Source organism: Pseudolysinimonas kribbensis (genome assembly GCF_030161895.1).
Lineage (GTDB): Bacteria > Actinomycetota > Actinomycetes > Actinomycetales > Microbacteriaceae > Pseudolysinimonas > Pseudolysinimonas kribbensis.
On sequence record NZ_BSVB01000001.1, the window covers coordinates 1,126,563 to 1,139,257 of the forward strand.

The following is a 12,695-nucleotide window of genomic DNA, read 5'->3' on the forward strand; positions in this document are numbered from 1 at the left end:
CGCAGCACCCCGGAGTGTGAGGCCATGAGCGGGAACGCCGAGATCGACGGCGAGGTCCTCGGCGAGCGGCGGCATCTGCTGTCGCTGGCGTTCCGGATGCTCGGCACGATCGCCGAGGCCGAGGACGCGGTGCAGGAGACCTACGCACGGTGGTACCGGATGTCGCCCGCCGAGCGCGACGCCATCGAATCCCCCGTGGGCTGGCTCACCCGCGTCGCGAGCCGGGTCTGCCTCGACGTGCTCGGTTCGGCGCGCGCCCGTCGCGAGCGTTACGTCGGTCCCTGGCTGCCCGAGCCCGTGCCTCCGGGGACGTTCACGGAGTCGCTCGGCACCGCGTCGGCGGTCGTCGACCCGCTCGACCGGGTGAGCCTCGACGAGTCGGTCAGCACGGCGCTGCTCATCGTGCTCGAGACGATGACGCCCGCCGAGCGGGTGGCGTTCGTGCTGCACGACGTGTTCGCCATGCCGTTCGACGAGATCGCCGAGGTCGTCGGCCGGTCTCCAGCGGCGTGCCGGCAGCTGGCGGCGACCGCCCGCCGCCGGGTGAGCGACCATCGCCGTCAGCAGGTGCCGCGGGCGGAGCACGACCGGGTCGTGCGGGCGTTCGCGGCCGCGACGCAGCGCGGCGACCTCGCCGGCCTCGTGGCCGTGCTCGACCCGGATGCCGTGCTGCGCGCCGACGGCGGGGGCGTGGTGAGCGCCGCTCGCAATCCGGTGCTCGGGGCGGAGCGCGTCGCACGGTTCCTGCTCGGGCTCGGCGAGAAGTTCCCGCAGATCGAGGTGCTGCCGCAGGACACCCCCGACGGCCTCGGCTTCGTGATGTGGGACGAGGGCCGGATCGTCGCGGTCGTCACGGCCGCGGTCGCCGGCGGGCGCATCGCGGAGCTGCGCATGATGCGCAATCCCGAGAAGCTGACGCTCTGGAACGAGCTGCCGGCCTGAACCGCGCGCTCCCGCGCCTCCCGCCGGGAGGGATGGAGGAACGCCGCGGGAAAGAAACCGGGCGTCCCTCCCGCGGTCGGCGACCCCCGGTCGCGCCCCGCGGAGCCGTGACCCCAGACAGGGTCCCCCTGATTCCGGCTCACCCACGTGCTTACCGTCCGGCGTGCCCGCGCGCAACCTTTCGCGATGGAAAGTTCGCGAACATACAGGCCGTTCGCCGCCGCACCGAGCCGCTCAGCGCCGGCGGATGGTGCCCGTCGTGCCCGCCAGCGCGCGCAGCACCGCCGGGCGCAGCACGAACCACGCGGCCACCATGACCGCGACGGTGGCGGCGAACACGATCGCGCCGGCCCAGCTCGCGTCGTCGCGCACCGCGTACACGTGGTTGAGGTTGCGCAGCGCCCCCGTGGCGAGCACGAGGAACACGTGCACGACGATGAACGCCAGGAACAGCACCATGACGGCGACGTGGATGCGCCGCGCCACGCGGATCGGGAAGACGCGGTCGAGCGGGCGCAGGCGCACCGTGAATCCGGGTGTGAGCCGGATGCCGGTGAGGATCGCCGCCGGGGCGAGCACGAAGATCACCACCCCGTAGCTGATCAGCTGCAGGGCGTTGTAGTTGGTCCAGCCGTCGTCGGCCGGCCAGTGCAGCGACGCGTACTGCAGGAGAGCCGAGACGGCATTGGGCACGGCATCCCAGTGCACCGGGATCACGCGCACCCATTGGCCGGTCACGAACAGCAGCACGTAGAAGATCGCACCGTTCAGGATCAGCAGCGCGTCGAGGGCGAGGTGGAACCACACCTGCAGGCCGATCCGCACGGGCTGGCCCGCGGTGCGGATGCGACCGTCGTTGCGCCGGACCCAGAACGTGTCGGGGCGACCGGCGTACCGGATGCTCCAGCCGCTGCGCACGATGAACAGCAGCAGGAACGCGGTCAGGCCGTGCTGCCACGCCAGCCAGGCGGGGAAGCCGACCGGCGTCCAGTCCGGCAGCGCGGAGGTGCCCGGGAACGCCGTGAGGAAGGCATGACCGGCGTCCGAGTCGCGGATCGCCTGCGCCGCGACCACGACGAGCACCGCGGCGACCGCGGCGGCGGGCACGATCCAGAGCAGATGGAGCAGACGGCGCCGGGCGGGCGCCGCACCGGATGCGCTCACCGGTGCTCGATGTCCGGCGGTCGCTTCTGCAGGAAGGCCGCCATGCCCTCCTTCTGGTCGTGCAGCGCGAACATCGCGCCGAACGCGCGGCGCTCGAAGCGCAGGCCCTCGGCGAGGGTCGTCTCCTGCGCGACGTTGACGGCCTCTTTGGCGGCGTAGACGACCGGGAGCGAGCGGGAGGCGATCGCCTGCGCCACCTCGAGCGCGGTGGCGAGCAGCTGATCGGCGGGCACGACCCGGGCGACGAGGCCGGCGGCGAGCGCCTCGGCGGCGTCGATGCGGCGCCCGGTGAGCACCATGTCCATCGCGAGCGCCTTGCCGACGGCGCGCGTGAGACGCTGCGTGCCGCCGAGGCCCGGGATGACGCCGAGCGCGAGCTCCGGCTGGCCGAACTGGGCGGTGTCGGCCGCGATGATGAGGTCGCAGAGCATGGCGAGCTCGCAGCCGCCGCCGAGCGCGTAACCGGCGACCGCGGCGATGAGCGGCGTGCGCAGCGCCGGCACGCGCTGCCACTCGGCGAACTGGCCGTGCACGGCGAAGTGCGCGTAGTCGAGCGAGGCCATCTCGGCGATGTCGGCGCCGGCGGCGAACGCGCGATCCGACCCGGTGAGCACGATCGCGCCGATGCCGTCGTCGGCATCGAGTGTCTCGAGCTCGTCGACCAGGGCGGTGATGAGCCCGCTGTCGAGAGCGTTGAGCACCTCGGGCCGGTCGAGGGTGAGGAGCGCCACACGGCCGCGCCGCTCGACGCGGACGGGGGTCTCGCCGGGCATGCCGTCAGCCTACCGGCGAGCCGTCGCCCGTCCCGAGGTCCTGACCGAGGTCGAGCTCCGGGTCGACGGGCGCGAACGCAGCGGTCACGACGGCCGAGTCGACCTCGGCGAGCGAGGCGGGGTTCCAGCGCGGCGAGCGGTCCTTGTCGATGACCTGCGCCCGGATGCCTTCCGCGAAATCGGGCCAGCGCAGCGCATGCAGGCCCACGCGGTAGTCGCGCCGCAGCGCGTCGTCGAGCGTCGGCTCGGTGGCGGCGATCCGGAGCGCGCGCAGGGTCACGGCGAGCGCGGTGGGTGAGCGGGTCTCGATCACCGCCGCGGCGGTTCGGGCGGGCTCGTCGCCGGAACGCAGCCGCTCGAGGATCGCGGCGACGTCGTCGCCCGCATAGGCCTCGTCGATCCAGTCGCGCTGCGCGAGCAGCTCGGAGGCGGGCGGCGCCTCGGCGACGGCGGCGATCGCGGCATCCGCGTCCGTCGCCTCGAGGGCGGCGGCCACCTCGGCCAGGCGCACGGACGGCACGAACGCGTCCGCCATCCCGAGCGCGATCGCGTCGGCGCCCGAGAACATGCCGCCGGTGAGGGCGGCGTGGGTGCCGAGCTCCCCGGCGCGCGCGCGAGCAGCCGCGTGCCCCCGACATCCGGGACGAAGCCGATCCCGGTCTCGGGCATCCCGATGCGGGTGCGCTCGGTGACGACCCGGTGCGAGCCGTGGGCCGAGATGCCGACGCCGCCGCCCAGCACGATGCCGTCCATGAACGCGACGTAGGGCTTCGGATAGTGCGCGATGGCCGCGTTCATGCGGTACTCGGCGCGCCAGAACGCGGCCGCCGCGTCGGTGCCGTCGACGGCGGAGCGGTACATGCCGACGATGTCGCCGCCCGCGCAGAGGCCGCGCTCGCCCGCACCGCTCACGAGCACGGTCGCGACCGCGTCGTCGTCCGCCCAGTCGGCCAGGGTCGCCGACACCGCGTCGACCATCCCCGGTCGAGCGCGTTGATGACGCGCGGGCGATTGAGCGTGATGACGCCGAGCCGGCCGCGGCGCTCGACGAGCACCGTGGGGTCGGGCTCCGTGGCGTCGGAATCGCTCACGCGACGCGCTCCACGATGGTGGCGTTCGCCATCCCGCCGCCCTCGCACATGGTCTGCAGGCCGAAGCGCGCGCCGCGCTCGTCGAGCACGTCGAGCAGCGTGCCGAGCAGCTTGGTGCCGGAGGCGCCGAGCGGATGCCCGTTCGCGATCGCGCCGCCGTGCACGTTGACGCGCTCGGGGTCGGCGCCCGTCTCGCGCTGCCACGCCAGCACCACCGACGCGAACGCCTCGTTGACCTCGAACACGTCGATGTCGCCCAGCGCGATGCCCGCACCCTCGAGCACCTTGCGCGTCGCCGGGATGACGCCGGTGAGCATCAGCAGCGGATCGTCGCCCACCACCGAGAACGCGCGCACGACCGCACGCGGACGCATCCCGAGCCGCTCGGCCAGCCCGCGCTCCATGACGAGCGCGGCGGACGCGCCGTCGGAGATCTGGGAGGCGTTGCCGGCCGTGACGACCCAGCCGAGCTCCGGATGCCGAGCCGCGAGCTCCTCGGTGCGGAACGCGGGCGCGAGGCCGGCCAGCGACTCCACGGAGCTGCCCGGCCGGATGCCCTCGTCGCGCGTCGCGAGCTCGGCGGTGCGTCCGTCGCCGCGATCGACCGACGTCGGCACGATACCCGTCGGGGATGCCGCGACCGCCCGCGCGTGCGACCCGGCAGCATAGGCGTCGAGCTCCGTGCGCGTCAGCCGCCACCGCGCGGCGATCAGCTCGGCCGAGATCCCCTGGGGAACCAGGCCGCCGGCGTCGGCGAACCGTCTCGCGACGTCGGGACCTGTCGCGTCGGCGCCCTGCACCGCCGAGAACATCGGCACCCGTGACATCGACTCGACGCCCGCGGCGACCGCGACGTCGTACGCGCCGGCCATGACGCCCTGCGCCGCGAAGTGCAGCGCCTGCTGCGACGAGCCGCACTGCCGGTCGATGCTGACCGCCGGAACGGCCACCGGCCACCCGGCGGCGAGTACGGCGTTGCGCGCGACGTTCATCGACTGCTCGCCGGCCTGCGTGACGCAGCCGACGATGACGTCGTCGATCGTCGCCGGGTCGACGCCGGTCCGCTCCGCGAGCGCCCGCAGCACGTGCGCGAGCAGGTCGACCGGATGCCAGCCCGACAGCATCCCGCCCGCCTTGCCCTTGCCGATCGGCGTGCGGACGACGTCGACGATGACCGCTTCGCGCATGCCCCCATCCTCGTCCCCGCACCCGAGCGGGTCGAGGAGCGGCTGCCGAACTCGGGCGGGGGCTTCAGGACTTCGCCGCGAGGTGCTCCCGCATCGCCGGGATCACGGTCTCGCCGTAGACGCGCAGCGTCTCCTCCTTGGAGTCGTGCTGCAGGTACCCCGCGAAGTGGTCGACGCCGATCGCCTGCAGCTGCTTCAGCTTGGCGATGTGCTCGTCGGCCGTGCCGAGCAGGCAGAACCGGTCGACGATCTCGTCGGGCACGAAGTCGACATGGTCGTTCTCGGCCTTGCCGTGCGAGTTGTAGTCGTAGCCCGTGCGGCCTTTGATGTAGTCCACGAGCACCTCGGGAAAGTCGGCGTGCTCCCCGTACCGCATCACGACGTCGTGCACGTGGTTGCCGACCATGCCGCCGAACCAGCGGGTCTGGTCGCGCATGTGATCCCGGTCGTCGCCGATGTAGAACGGCGCGGCGACGCAGAACTTCACCGCATCCGGATCGCGCCCCGCGGCCTCGGCGGCCTCGCGCACCTTGCCGATCATCCATTTCGCCACGTCGATGTCAGCCAGCTGCAGGATGTAGCCGTCGCCGACCTCACCCGCGAGCTTGAGCGCCTGCGGCCCGTAGGCGGCGACCCACACCTCGACCTCGCTGCCGGTCGACCACGGGAAGCGCAGCGTCGCGTCGTGGTACTCGACGGCGCGGCTGTTGGCGAGCTCCCGGATGACGTGGATCGCCTCCCGCAGCTCGGCCAGCGTCGTCGGGTGGCCGTTCGTGACGCGCACGGCGGAGTCACCGCGCCCGATCCCGATCACGGTGCGGTTGCCGTACATCTCGTTGAGCGTCGCGAACACCGATGCCGTGACGGTCCAGTCGCGCGTCGCCGGGTTGGTGACGAACGGGCCCACCTTGATGCGCTGGGTCTCGGCGAGGATCCGGCTGTAGATGACGTACGGCTCCTGCCAGAGCAGGTGCGAGTCGAAGGTCCAGACGTTGCTGAACCCGTGCTGCTCCGCCAGCTTCGCGAGCGCGACGGCGCGCGAGGCGGGCGGGTCGGTCTGCAGGACGGCGCCGAACGTCATCGAGGAGCTGGCCATGGTCCCGTCCCTCAGATCAGGTACTGCGACAGGCCGCGCTTGATGTACCGGCCGTCGCCCTTGGAGCCGACGTAGCCGGTCTCGTCGACGATCACCTTGCCGCGCGAGAGCACGGTGTCGACGTGGCCGTCGATCTCGAAGCCCTCCCAGGCCGAGTAGTCCATGTTCATGTGGTGCGTGGCATCCACCCCGATCGTCGTGTGCCCGTTCGGGTCGTAGACGACGAGGTCGGCGTCGGCGCCGGGCTGGATGACGCCCTTGCGCCCGTACATGCCGAACATGCGCGCGGGGGTCGTCGACGTGATCTCGACGAAGCGCTCGAGCGTCAACCGGCCGTCGACGACGCCCTGGTAGAGCAGGTCCATGCGGTGCTCGACCGAGCCGATGCCGTTCGGGATCTTGGAGAAGTCGCCCAGCCCCATGTCCTTCTGCCCCTTCATGCAGAACGGGCAGTGGTCGGTCGAGACCATCTGGATGTCGTTGGTGCGCAGCGCCTGCCACATGTGGTCCTGGTGCCCGTCGGCCCGCGCGCGCAGCGGCGTCGAGCAGACCCATTTGGCCCCCTCGAAGTCGCCCCACTCGTCGCTCCGCGCGCCGAGCTGCTCCTCGAGCGAGAGGTAGAGGTACTGCGGGCAGGTCTCGCCGAACACGTTGAGACCGAAGTCGCGGGCGGCCGCGATCTGCGCGACCGCCTGCTTGGCGCTGACGTGCACGACGTAGAGCGGGACGCCGGTGAGGTGGGCGATCATGATCGCGCGGTGGGTGGCCTCCTCCTCCGCCTGCCACGGACGCGTGGTGCCGTGGAAGAACGGGGTCGTCTCGCCGCGGGCGAGGGCCTGCTGCACGAGCACGTCGATGATCCCGCCGTTCTCGGCGTGCATCATCATCATCGCGCCGTTCGACGCGCCCTTTTGGAACGCCCGCAGGATCTGGCCGTCGTCGCTCAGGAACACGCCCTTGTACGCCATGAAGAGCTTGAAGCTCGTGACGCCCTCGTCGATGAGCTCGTCCATCGCGGTGAGGCTGGCATCCTGCACGTCGCTCAGGATCTGGTGGAACCCGTAGTCGATCGCGCAGTTGCCGGCGGCCTTCTCGTGCCAGAGCCGGTACTGGTCGAGGACGTTCTGGTCGGGGTACTGCACGACGAAGTCGACGATCGTCGTCGTGCCGCCCCACGCCGCCGCGCGTGTTCCGGTCTCGAACGTGTCGGAGGCGTTGGTGCCGCCGAACGGCATCTCCATGTGCGTGTGCGCGTCGATGCCGCCCGGGAACACGTATTTTCCGGTCGCGTCGACCACCCGGTCGACGCTCGCGCGCAGGTCGCTGCCGAGCAGGCTCGAGCCGGGCTGCAGCACCGCCGCGATCTGCTCGCCGTCGACGAGCACGTCGGCCGCCCCGCGCCCGGTCGAGGAGACGACCGTGCCGCCGGCGATGAGGGTCGTGGCCATCAGGGCATCACCGTCCTCGTGTAGGACTCGGGCCGGCGGTCGCGGTAGAACTGCCAGTCGTCGCGCATCTGCCGCACCAGGTCGAGGTCGAGGTCGCGGATCAGCAGCTCCTCGTCGGTTCCGGAGCCGCGCTCGCCCACGAAGTTGCCGCGCGGGTCGATGACCTGGCTCGTGCCGTAGAAGTCGACGGCGAGCTCGCCGTACTCGTTGTCCTCCCGGCCGACGCGGTTCGGCTGCAGCACGAAGTAGCCGTTCGCGACCGCCGCGGCCGGGCCCTCCACCTCCCACAGCCGGTTGCTGAGCCCCGGCTTGGTCGCGTTCGGGTTGAACACCATGTGCGCCCCGCCGAGGCCGAGCTCGCGCCAGCCCTCCGGGAAGTGCCGGTCGTAGCAGATGTAGAGGCCGACCTTGCCGACGGCGGTGTCGAACACGGGGTAGCCGAGGTTGCCGGGGCGGAAGTAGAACTTCTCCCAGAACCGGTCGAGATGCGGGATGTGGTGCTTGCGGTACTTGCCGAGCACGCGTCCGTCGGCATCCACGATCACCGCCGTGTTGTAGTACACGCCGGTCATCTCCTCCTCGTATATCGGGAGGATCATGACCATGCCGAGCTCCTTCGCGAGCGCGGCGAAGCGCTGCACGATCGGACCGTCGGCGGGCTCGGCGTACGCGTAGTACTTCTTGTCCTCGGTGATGCCGAAGTACGGACCGTAGAACAGCTCCTGGAAGCAGATGACCTCCGCGCCCTGCGCCTTCGCATCGCGCGCGAACTGCTCGTGCTTGTCGAGCATCGAGGCCTTGTCGCCGGTCCAGGTGGTCTGCGTGATGGCGGCTCTCATGGAAGGACGATAGTCCGGCGGGGTCCGCGGGTCACGTGAGCGCGCGCGTGACCTCCGAGCGCAGCGCCGGCAGCACATCCTCCCGGAACCACGGGTTGCGCCCCTGCCAGCGGAAGTTCAGCGGCGACGGGTGCACGAGCGGCAGCTGGTCGGGCAGGTAGTCGCGGAACGCCCGCACCGTCTCGGTGAGGTTCGCCTTGCGGCGTGCGCCGAGATAGTGCTGCTGCGCCGTCGTGCCGATGAGCAGGGTCAGCCGCACGTCGGACAGCTGCGCCAGCAGCGCCGGATGCCAGCGGTCGGCGAACCCGCGCCGCGGCGGCAGATCGCCGCTCGCCCCGCGCCCGGGGTAGTAGAAGTCCATGGGCAGGATGGCGATGCGCCCCGGATCGCGGAAGGTCGCCTCGTCCACGCCGAGCCACTCGACGAGGTTCACGCCGCTCGCGTCGTCGAACAGGATGCCGCTGGCCTGCGCTCGCGCGCCCGGGGCCTGACCGACGATGACGATCCGCGCCCCCGGTGCCGCCGCGAACAGCGGCCGCCAGCCCTGCGCGGTGAAGACGGCGTTCTCGGGATCGGCGATGACCGCCTCACGGACGGCGTCGATCGCCGCCTGGCCGGCTGCGGCATCCGTGCCCATACCGCGACGATAGCCTCGGAGGAGTGAGCACGCCCGTCTTGCGCCCGATCGAAGCGGGCGACATCGCGGCCCTCGTCGCGCTCAACACCGACGCGGCTCCGGCCGTCAACGTGGTCTCAGTCGACGAGTTCACCCGGCTCGCGGACGACAGCACGCTGGCGCTCGCGGTCGACGACGGCGAGCCGGCCGGTCTGCTGCTCGCCCTGCCGCCGGGGCTCGACTACGCGAGCGAGAACTACCGCTGGTTCTCGGAGCGCGCGAGCGCGGCCGGCACCGACTTCCTCTACGTCGACCGGATCGTGGTGGCGCCGCGCCTGCGCGGCACCGGCGTCGGTCGCCGGCTCTACGAGACGGTGTTCGCCACGGCGGCGGTGCGCGGCGTCGCCGAGGTGCTGTGCGAGGTCAACCTGCAGCCGCCGAACCCCGGTTCGATGCGCTTCCACCTCGGGCTCGGCTTCGCCGAGGTCGGCCGCCAGCACACGAAGGGCGGCGCCGTGGAGGTCGCGCTGCTCGCGCGCGCGACGGCGGCGGCGACATCGGCGTGAGCGACGCGGCAAGATCGAGGGCATGACCCGTCTCTTCAACGACCCCGCCGCGTTCGCCGACGAGCTGCGCGAGGGGTTCATCGATGCCAACGGCGACCTGGTGCGCGGCGTGACCGGCGGCGTGGTCCGCTCGACCGTGTCGCGGCCGGGCAGTTCGGCCGTCGTCATCGGGGGCGGCTCCGGTCATTACCCGGCGTTCGCGGGCCTGGTCGGCCCGGGGCTGGCCAGCGGCGCCGCGATGGGCAACCTGTTCGCCTCGCCCAGCGCCCACCAGGTGGAGTCGGTGGGCCGCGCGGCCGACCACGGCGGTGGCGTGCTGCTGACCTGCGGCAACTACGCGGGCGACGTGCTCAACTTCACGGCGGCGGCGGAGGCGATGCGCGCCGACGGGATCGACGTCCGGACCCTCTGGGTGACCGACGACATCTCGAGCGCCCCGGCATCCGAGCGCTCGAAGCGCCGCGGCATCGCGGGCGGCCTCGTCGTCTACAAGGTCGCCGGTGCGCTCGCCGAGGAGGGCGCGGCGCTCGCCGACGTCGTCGCGGCCGCGAGCCACGCCAACGACCGCACGCGCACGCTCGGGGTCGCGTTCTCGGGGTGCACCTTCCCGGGGGCGAGCGAGCCGCTGTTCACGGTGCCGGAGGGGCGCATGGCGGTCGGGATGGGCATCCACGGCGAGCCCGGCATCAGCGAGACCGACGTGCCGACCGCCGACGGGCTGGCCCGGATGCTCGTCGAGGCGCTGCTCGGCGAGCTGCCGGATGACGTGCCCGAGGCCCGGGGGCAGCGTGCGCTCGTGATCCTCAACGGCCTCGGCACCGTCAAGTACGAGGAGATGTTCGTCGTCTACCGCTCGGTCGCGCGGCTGCTCGCCGAGGCCGGCGTCGAGGTCGCGTTCTCGGAGGTCGGCGAGTTCTGCACGAGCTTCGACATGGCCGGCCTGTCGCTCACCATCACCTGGCTCGACGAGGGGCTCGAGCGGCTCTGGGCGGCGCCCGCGGTGACGCCCTCGTTCCGCACGGGGAGCCTCGAGGTGGAGCCGCTGAGCGATGAGGAGCTGGCGCAGGCCGACGAGGCGGCCACGGCGATCCCGCCCGCGAGCGCCGAGTCGCGGGATGCCGCCGCGACGGTGCTGGCGAGCCTGCGGGCCGCGAAGGACGTCATCGACGCGAACGCCGACGAGCTCGGCCGCATGGACGCGGTGGCCGGCGACGGCGACCACGGCATCGGCATGCAGCGCGGCGTGCACGCCGCCGTCGACGCCGCCGAGGATGCGGTGGCGCGCGGCGCGGGCGCGGGCACGACGCTCGGCATGGCGGCCGACGCCTGGTCGGACCGCGCCGGCGGCACCTCGGGCGTGCTCTGGGGACTCCTGCTCCGCACGCTCGCGCAGACCGTCGGCGACGAGGAGCGACCCGACACGACGACCGTCGTGAGCGGGGTCGCCGCCGCCGAGCAGCGGCTGCGGGAGACCGGCGGCGCGTCGGTCGGCGACAAGACGATGGTCGACGCGATCGTGCCGTTCGCCGGAGTCCTCGACCAGCGCCAGGGCGACGGTCTCGCCGTCGCGTGGGCCGCGGCCGCGGACGCGGCCACCGAGGCGGCCGCGGCGACCGCCGACCTCGTGCCCCACCTCGGGCGTTCCCGTGCGCATGGCGAGAAGTCGCTCGGCACGGCCGATCCCGGCGCACACTCGTTCGCATTGATCGTGACCGCGGTCGCCGCGGTTCTGGAGGAAGGCAACTGATGACGCAGCAGAAATGGCGGATCGTGGTCGGCAGCGACGACGCCGGCTTCGACTACAAGGAGATCCTCAAGAAGGATCTCGAGGGCAGCGACCTCGTCGAATCAGTCGTCGATGTGGGCGTGGACGCCGATGGGCACACCCCGTACCCGAAGGTCGCGGTCGAGGCGGCGGAGATGGTCGCGCGCGGCGAGGCCGATCGCGCGCTGCTGATCTGCGGCACCGGACTCGGGGTCGCGATCTCCGCGAACAAGGTCCCGGGCATCCGGGCGGTCACGGCGCACGACGGGTACTCCGTCGAGCGCGGCGTGCTGAGCAACAACGCGCAGGTGCTGTGCATGGGCCAGCGCGTCGTCGGCATCGAGCTCGCGCGCAAGCTCGCCCGCGAGTGGCTGACGTACCGCTTCGACGAGTCCAGCGCGAGCGCCGCGAAGGTCGCCGTCATCACCGAGTACGAGACCACCGGCCAGTGCTGACGGTCGAGCGCTGAGCCGATGACGCGGCCGATCGTCGGGGTGAGCCTCAAGGCCTACTTCTCGCTCGCCGACGCGCGTGCCTGGCTGATCGAGGCGGCCGGGGTCGTCCCGGGTTCCGTCGAGTTCTTCGTCGCGCCGAGCTACCTCGCGATCCCCGACGGGCTCGAGGCGTTCCCGGACGGCACGGCGGCCCAGGACGTCTCGGCTGAGGAACCCGGCCCCTTCACCGGCGAGGTGACCGCCGCCGAGCTCGAGGAGGCCGGCGTGCGGTACGCCGTGATCGGTCACGCCGAGCGGCGGCGGCTCTACGGCGACACCGACGAGGTGGTCGCGGCGAAGACGGCGGCCGCCCTGCGGCACGGCCTGGTGCCGGTGCTGTGCGTCGGCGAGACCGAGGACGGTCCGGATGCCGCGGCCGTCTCCGTCGCCCAGGTGCGCTCGGCGCTCGCCGGCGCGCCCCGGGGCGCGTGATCGTCGCGTACGAACCCGTGTGGGCGATCAGCGCGATGGATCCCGCGCCGGACGAGCACATCCGCGCGGTCGCGGCCGCCCTGCGTGCCGCTTCGCGCGACCCCGGCGACGCGGTGATCTACGGCGGCAGCGCCGGTCCCGGCCTGCTCGCCCGGCTCGGCGACGCCGTCGACGGCGTCTTCCTCGGTCGCCGCGCCCATGAGGTGCGCGCGCTGAAGACGGTGATCGAGGAGGCGGTCGCGCGCACCGGCTCCGCACCGGCATGATCGGAGGGTGAACGCC

At 72.4% G+C, this 12,695-nt stretch carries 13 protein-coding genes and 1 pseudogene; 6 read left to right on the top strand and 8 right to left on the bottom strand.

From position 1 onward, the window contains the following. The first annotated feature begins 24 nt into the window (after nt 1–24). Complete coding sequence (gene sigJ, locus QQK35_RS06220) at nt 25–942, top strand: RNA polymerase sigma factor SigJ (protein WP_284253392.1); 918 nt, start codon at nt 25–27, stop codon at nt 940–942. A 234-nt stretch (nt 943–1,176) separates the two neighbouring features. Here sigJ and QQK35_RS06225 read toward each other — a convergent pair whose 3' ends face one another. The 8 genes and pseudogenes from QQK35_RS06225 to QQK35_RS06260 form a co-directional block, all read right to left on the bottom strand. Next, on the bottom strand, nt 1,177–2,106 hold the full coding sequence (locus tag QQK35_RS06225) for a cytochrome b/b6 domain-containing protein (protein WP_284253393.1): 930 nt from the start codon (nt 2,104–2,106) through the stop codon (nt 1,177–1,179). After that, the gene (locus QQK35_RS06230; RefSeq protein ID WP_284253394.1) at nt 2,103–2,879 is read right to left on the bottom strand and encodes an enoyl-CoA hydratase-related protein; all 777 of its coding nucleotides are present in this window, start codon (nt 2,877–2,879) and stop codon (nt 2,103–2,105) included. Before QQK35_RS06230 ends, QQK35_RS06225 begins: the two co-directional genes overlap by 4 nt. A gap of 4 nt (nt 2,880–2,883) precedes the next feature. Beyond that, nucleotides 2,884–3,970: pseudogene (locus QQK35_RS06235) on the bottom strand (enoyl-CoA hydratase/isomerase family protein). After that, nucleotides 3,967–5,157, bottom strand: a complete 1,191-nt coding sequence (locus QQK35_RS06240; RefSeq protein WP_284253396.1) for a thiolase family protein — start codon at nt 5,155–5,157, stop codon at nt 3,967–3,969. Before QQK35_RS06240 ends, QQK35_RS06235 begins: the two are co-directional and overlap by 4 nt. A gap of 64 nt (nt 5,158–5,221) precedes the next feature. Then, on the bottom strand, nt 5,222–6,238 hold the full coding sequence (locus QQK35_RS06245; RefSeq protein ID WP_284255622.1) for a TIGR03842 family LLM class F420-dependent oxidoreductase: 1,017 nt from the start codon (nt 6,236–6,238) through the stop codon (nt 5,222–5,224). A 26-nt stretch (nt 6,239–6,264) separates the two neighbouring features. Then, entirely contained in the window at nt 6,265–7,701 is a 1,437-nt protein-coding gene (hydA, locus tag QQK35_RS06250) for a dihydropyrimidinase (protein ID WP_284253397.1), read from the bottom strand. Beyond that, complete coding sequence (locus QQK35_RS06255; protein WP_284253398.1) at nt 7,701–8,540, bottom strand: nitrilase-related carbon-nitrogen hydrolase; 840 nt, start codon at nt 8,538–8,540, stop codon at nt 7,701–7,703. The genes hydA and QQK35_RS06255 overlap by 1 nt, the downstream gene beginning before the upstream one ends. A 31-nt stretch (nt 8,541–8,571) precedes the next feature. Beyond that, nucleotides 8,572–9,177, bottom strand: coding sequence for a uracil-DNA glycosylase family protein (locus QQK35_RS06260; protein WP_284253399.1), 606 nt, complete (start codon nt 9,175–9,177; stop codon nt 8,572–8,574). A gap of 23 nt (nt 9,178–9,200) precedes the next feature. Here QQK35_RS06260 and QQK35_RS06265 point away from each other — a divergent pair, with 23 nt between their 5' ends. Genes QQK35_RS06265 through QQK35_RS06285 form a run of 5 tightly spaced genes read left to right on the top strand, consistent with a single transcriptional unit; the run spans nt 9,201 to nt 12,679 of the window. Continuing rightward, complete coding sequence (locus QQK35_RS06265; RefSeq protein ID WP_284253400.1) at nt 9,201–9,722, top strand: GNAT family N-acetyltransferase; 522 nt, start codon at nt 9,201–9,203, stop codon at nt 9,720–9,722. 22 nt (nt 9,723–9,744) lie between these two features. Then, nucleotides 9,745–11,469 (top strand): dihydroxyacetone kinase family protein, encoded by a 1,725-nt coding sequence (locus tag QQK35_RS06270; protein ID WP_284253401.1) that lies wholly within the window; start codon nt 9,745–9,747, stop codon nt 11,467–11,469. Beyond that, nucleotides 11,469–11,942, top strand: coding sequence for a ribose-5-phosphate isomerase (locus QQK35_RS06275; protein ID WP_284253402.1), 474 nt, complete (start codon nt 11,469–11,471; stop codon nt 11,940–11,942). Before QQK35_RS06270 ends, QQK35_RS06275 begins: the two co-directional genes overlap by 1 nt. Before the next feature lie 18 nt (nt 11,943–11,960). Then, complete coding sequence (locus QQK35_RS06280) at nt 11,961–12,413, top strand: triose-phosphate isomerase (RefSeq protein ID WP_284253403.1); 453 nt, start codon at nt 11,961–11,963, stop codon at nt 12,411–12,413. Next, entirely contained in the window at nt 12,410–12,679 is a 270-nt protein-coding gene (locus QQK35_RS06285) for a triose-phosphate isomerase (protein WP_284253404.1), read from the top strand. The genes QQK35_RS06280 and QQK35_RS06285 overlap by 4 nt, the downstream gene beginning before the upstream one ends. Nucleotides 12,680–12,695 lie beyond the last annotated feature (16 nt).

What these genes read in the sequence shown, in the direction of transcription:
- sigJ (WP_284253392.1), top strand. Translation starts at nt 25, where the DNA reads ATGAGCGGGAACGCCGAGATCGACGGCGAGGTCCTCGGCGAGCGGCGG.
- QQK35_RS06230 (WP_284253394.1), bottom strand. Translation starts at nt 2,879, where the DNA reads ATGCCCGGCGAGACCCCCGTCCGCGTCGAGCGGCGCGGCCGTGTGGCG.
- QQK35_RS06240 (WP_284253396.1), bottom strand. Translation starts at nt 5,157, where the DNA reads ATGCGCGAAGCGGTCATCGTCGACGTCGTCCGCACGCCGATCGGCAAG.
- QQK35_RS06245 (WP_284255622.1), bottom strand. Translation starts at nt 6,238, where the DNA reads ATGACGTTCGGCGCCGTCCTGCAGACCGACCCGCCCGCCTCGCGCGCC.
- hydA (WP_284253397.1), bottom strand. Translation starts at nt 7,701, where the DNA reads ATGGCCACGACCCTCATCGCCGGCGGCACGGTCGTCTCCTCGACCGGG.
- QQK35_RS06255 (WP_284253398.1), bottom strand. Translation starts at nt 8,540, where the DNA reads ATGAGAGCCGCCATCACGCAGACCACCTGGACCGGCGACAAGGCCTCG.
- QQK35_RS06260 (WP_284253399.1), bottom strand. Translation starts at nt 9,177, where the DNA reads ATGGGCACGGATGCCGCAGCCGGCCAGGCGGCGATCGACGCCGTCCGT.
- QQK35_RS06270 (WP_284253401.1), top strand. Translation starts at nt 9,745, where the DNA reads ATGACCCGTCTCTTCAACGACCCCGCCGCGTTCGCCGACGAGCTGCGC.
- QQK35_RS06275 (WP_284253402.1), top strand. Translation starts at nt 11,469, where the DNA reads ATGACGCAGCAGAAATGGCGGATCGTGGTCGGCAGCGACGACGCCGGC.
- QQK35_RS06280 (WP_284253403.1), top strand. Translation starts at nt 11,961, where the DNA reads ATGACGCGGCCGATCGTCGGGGTGAGCCTCAAGGCCTACTTCTCGCTC.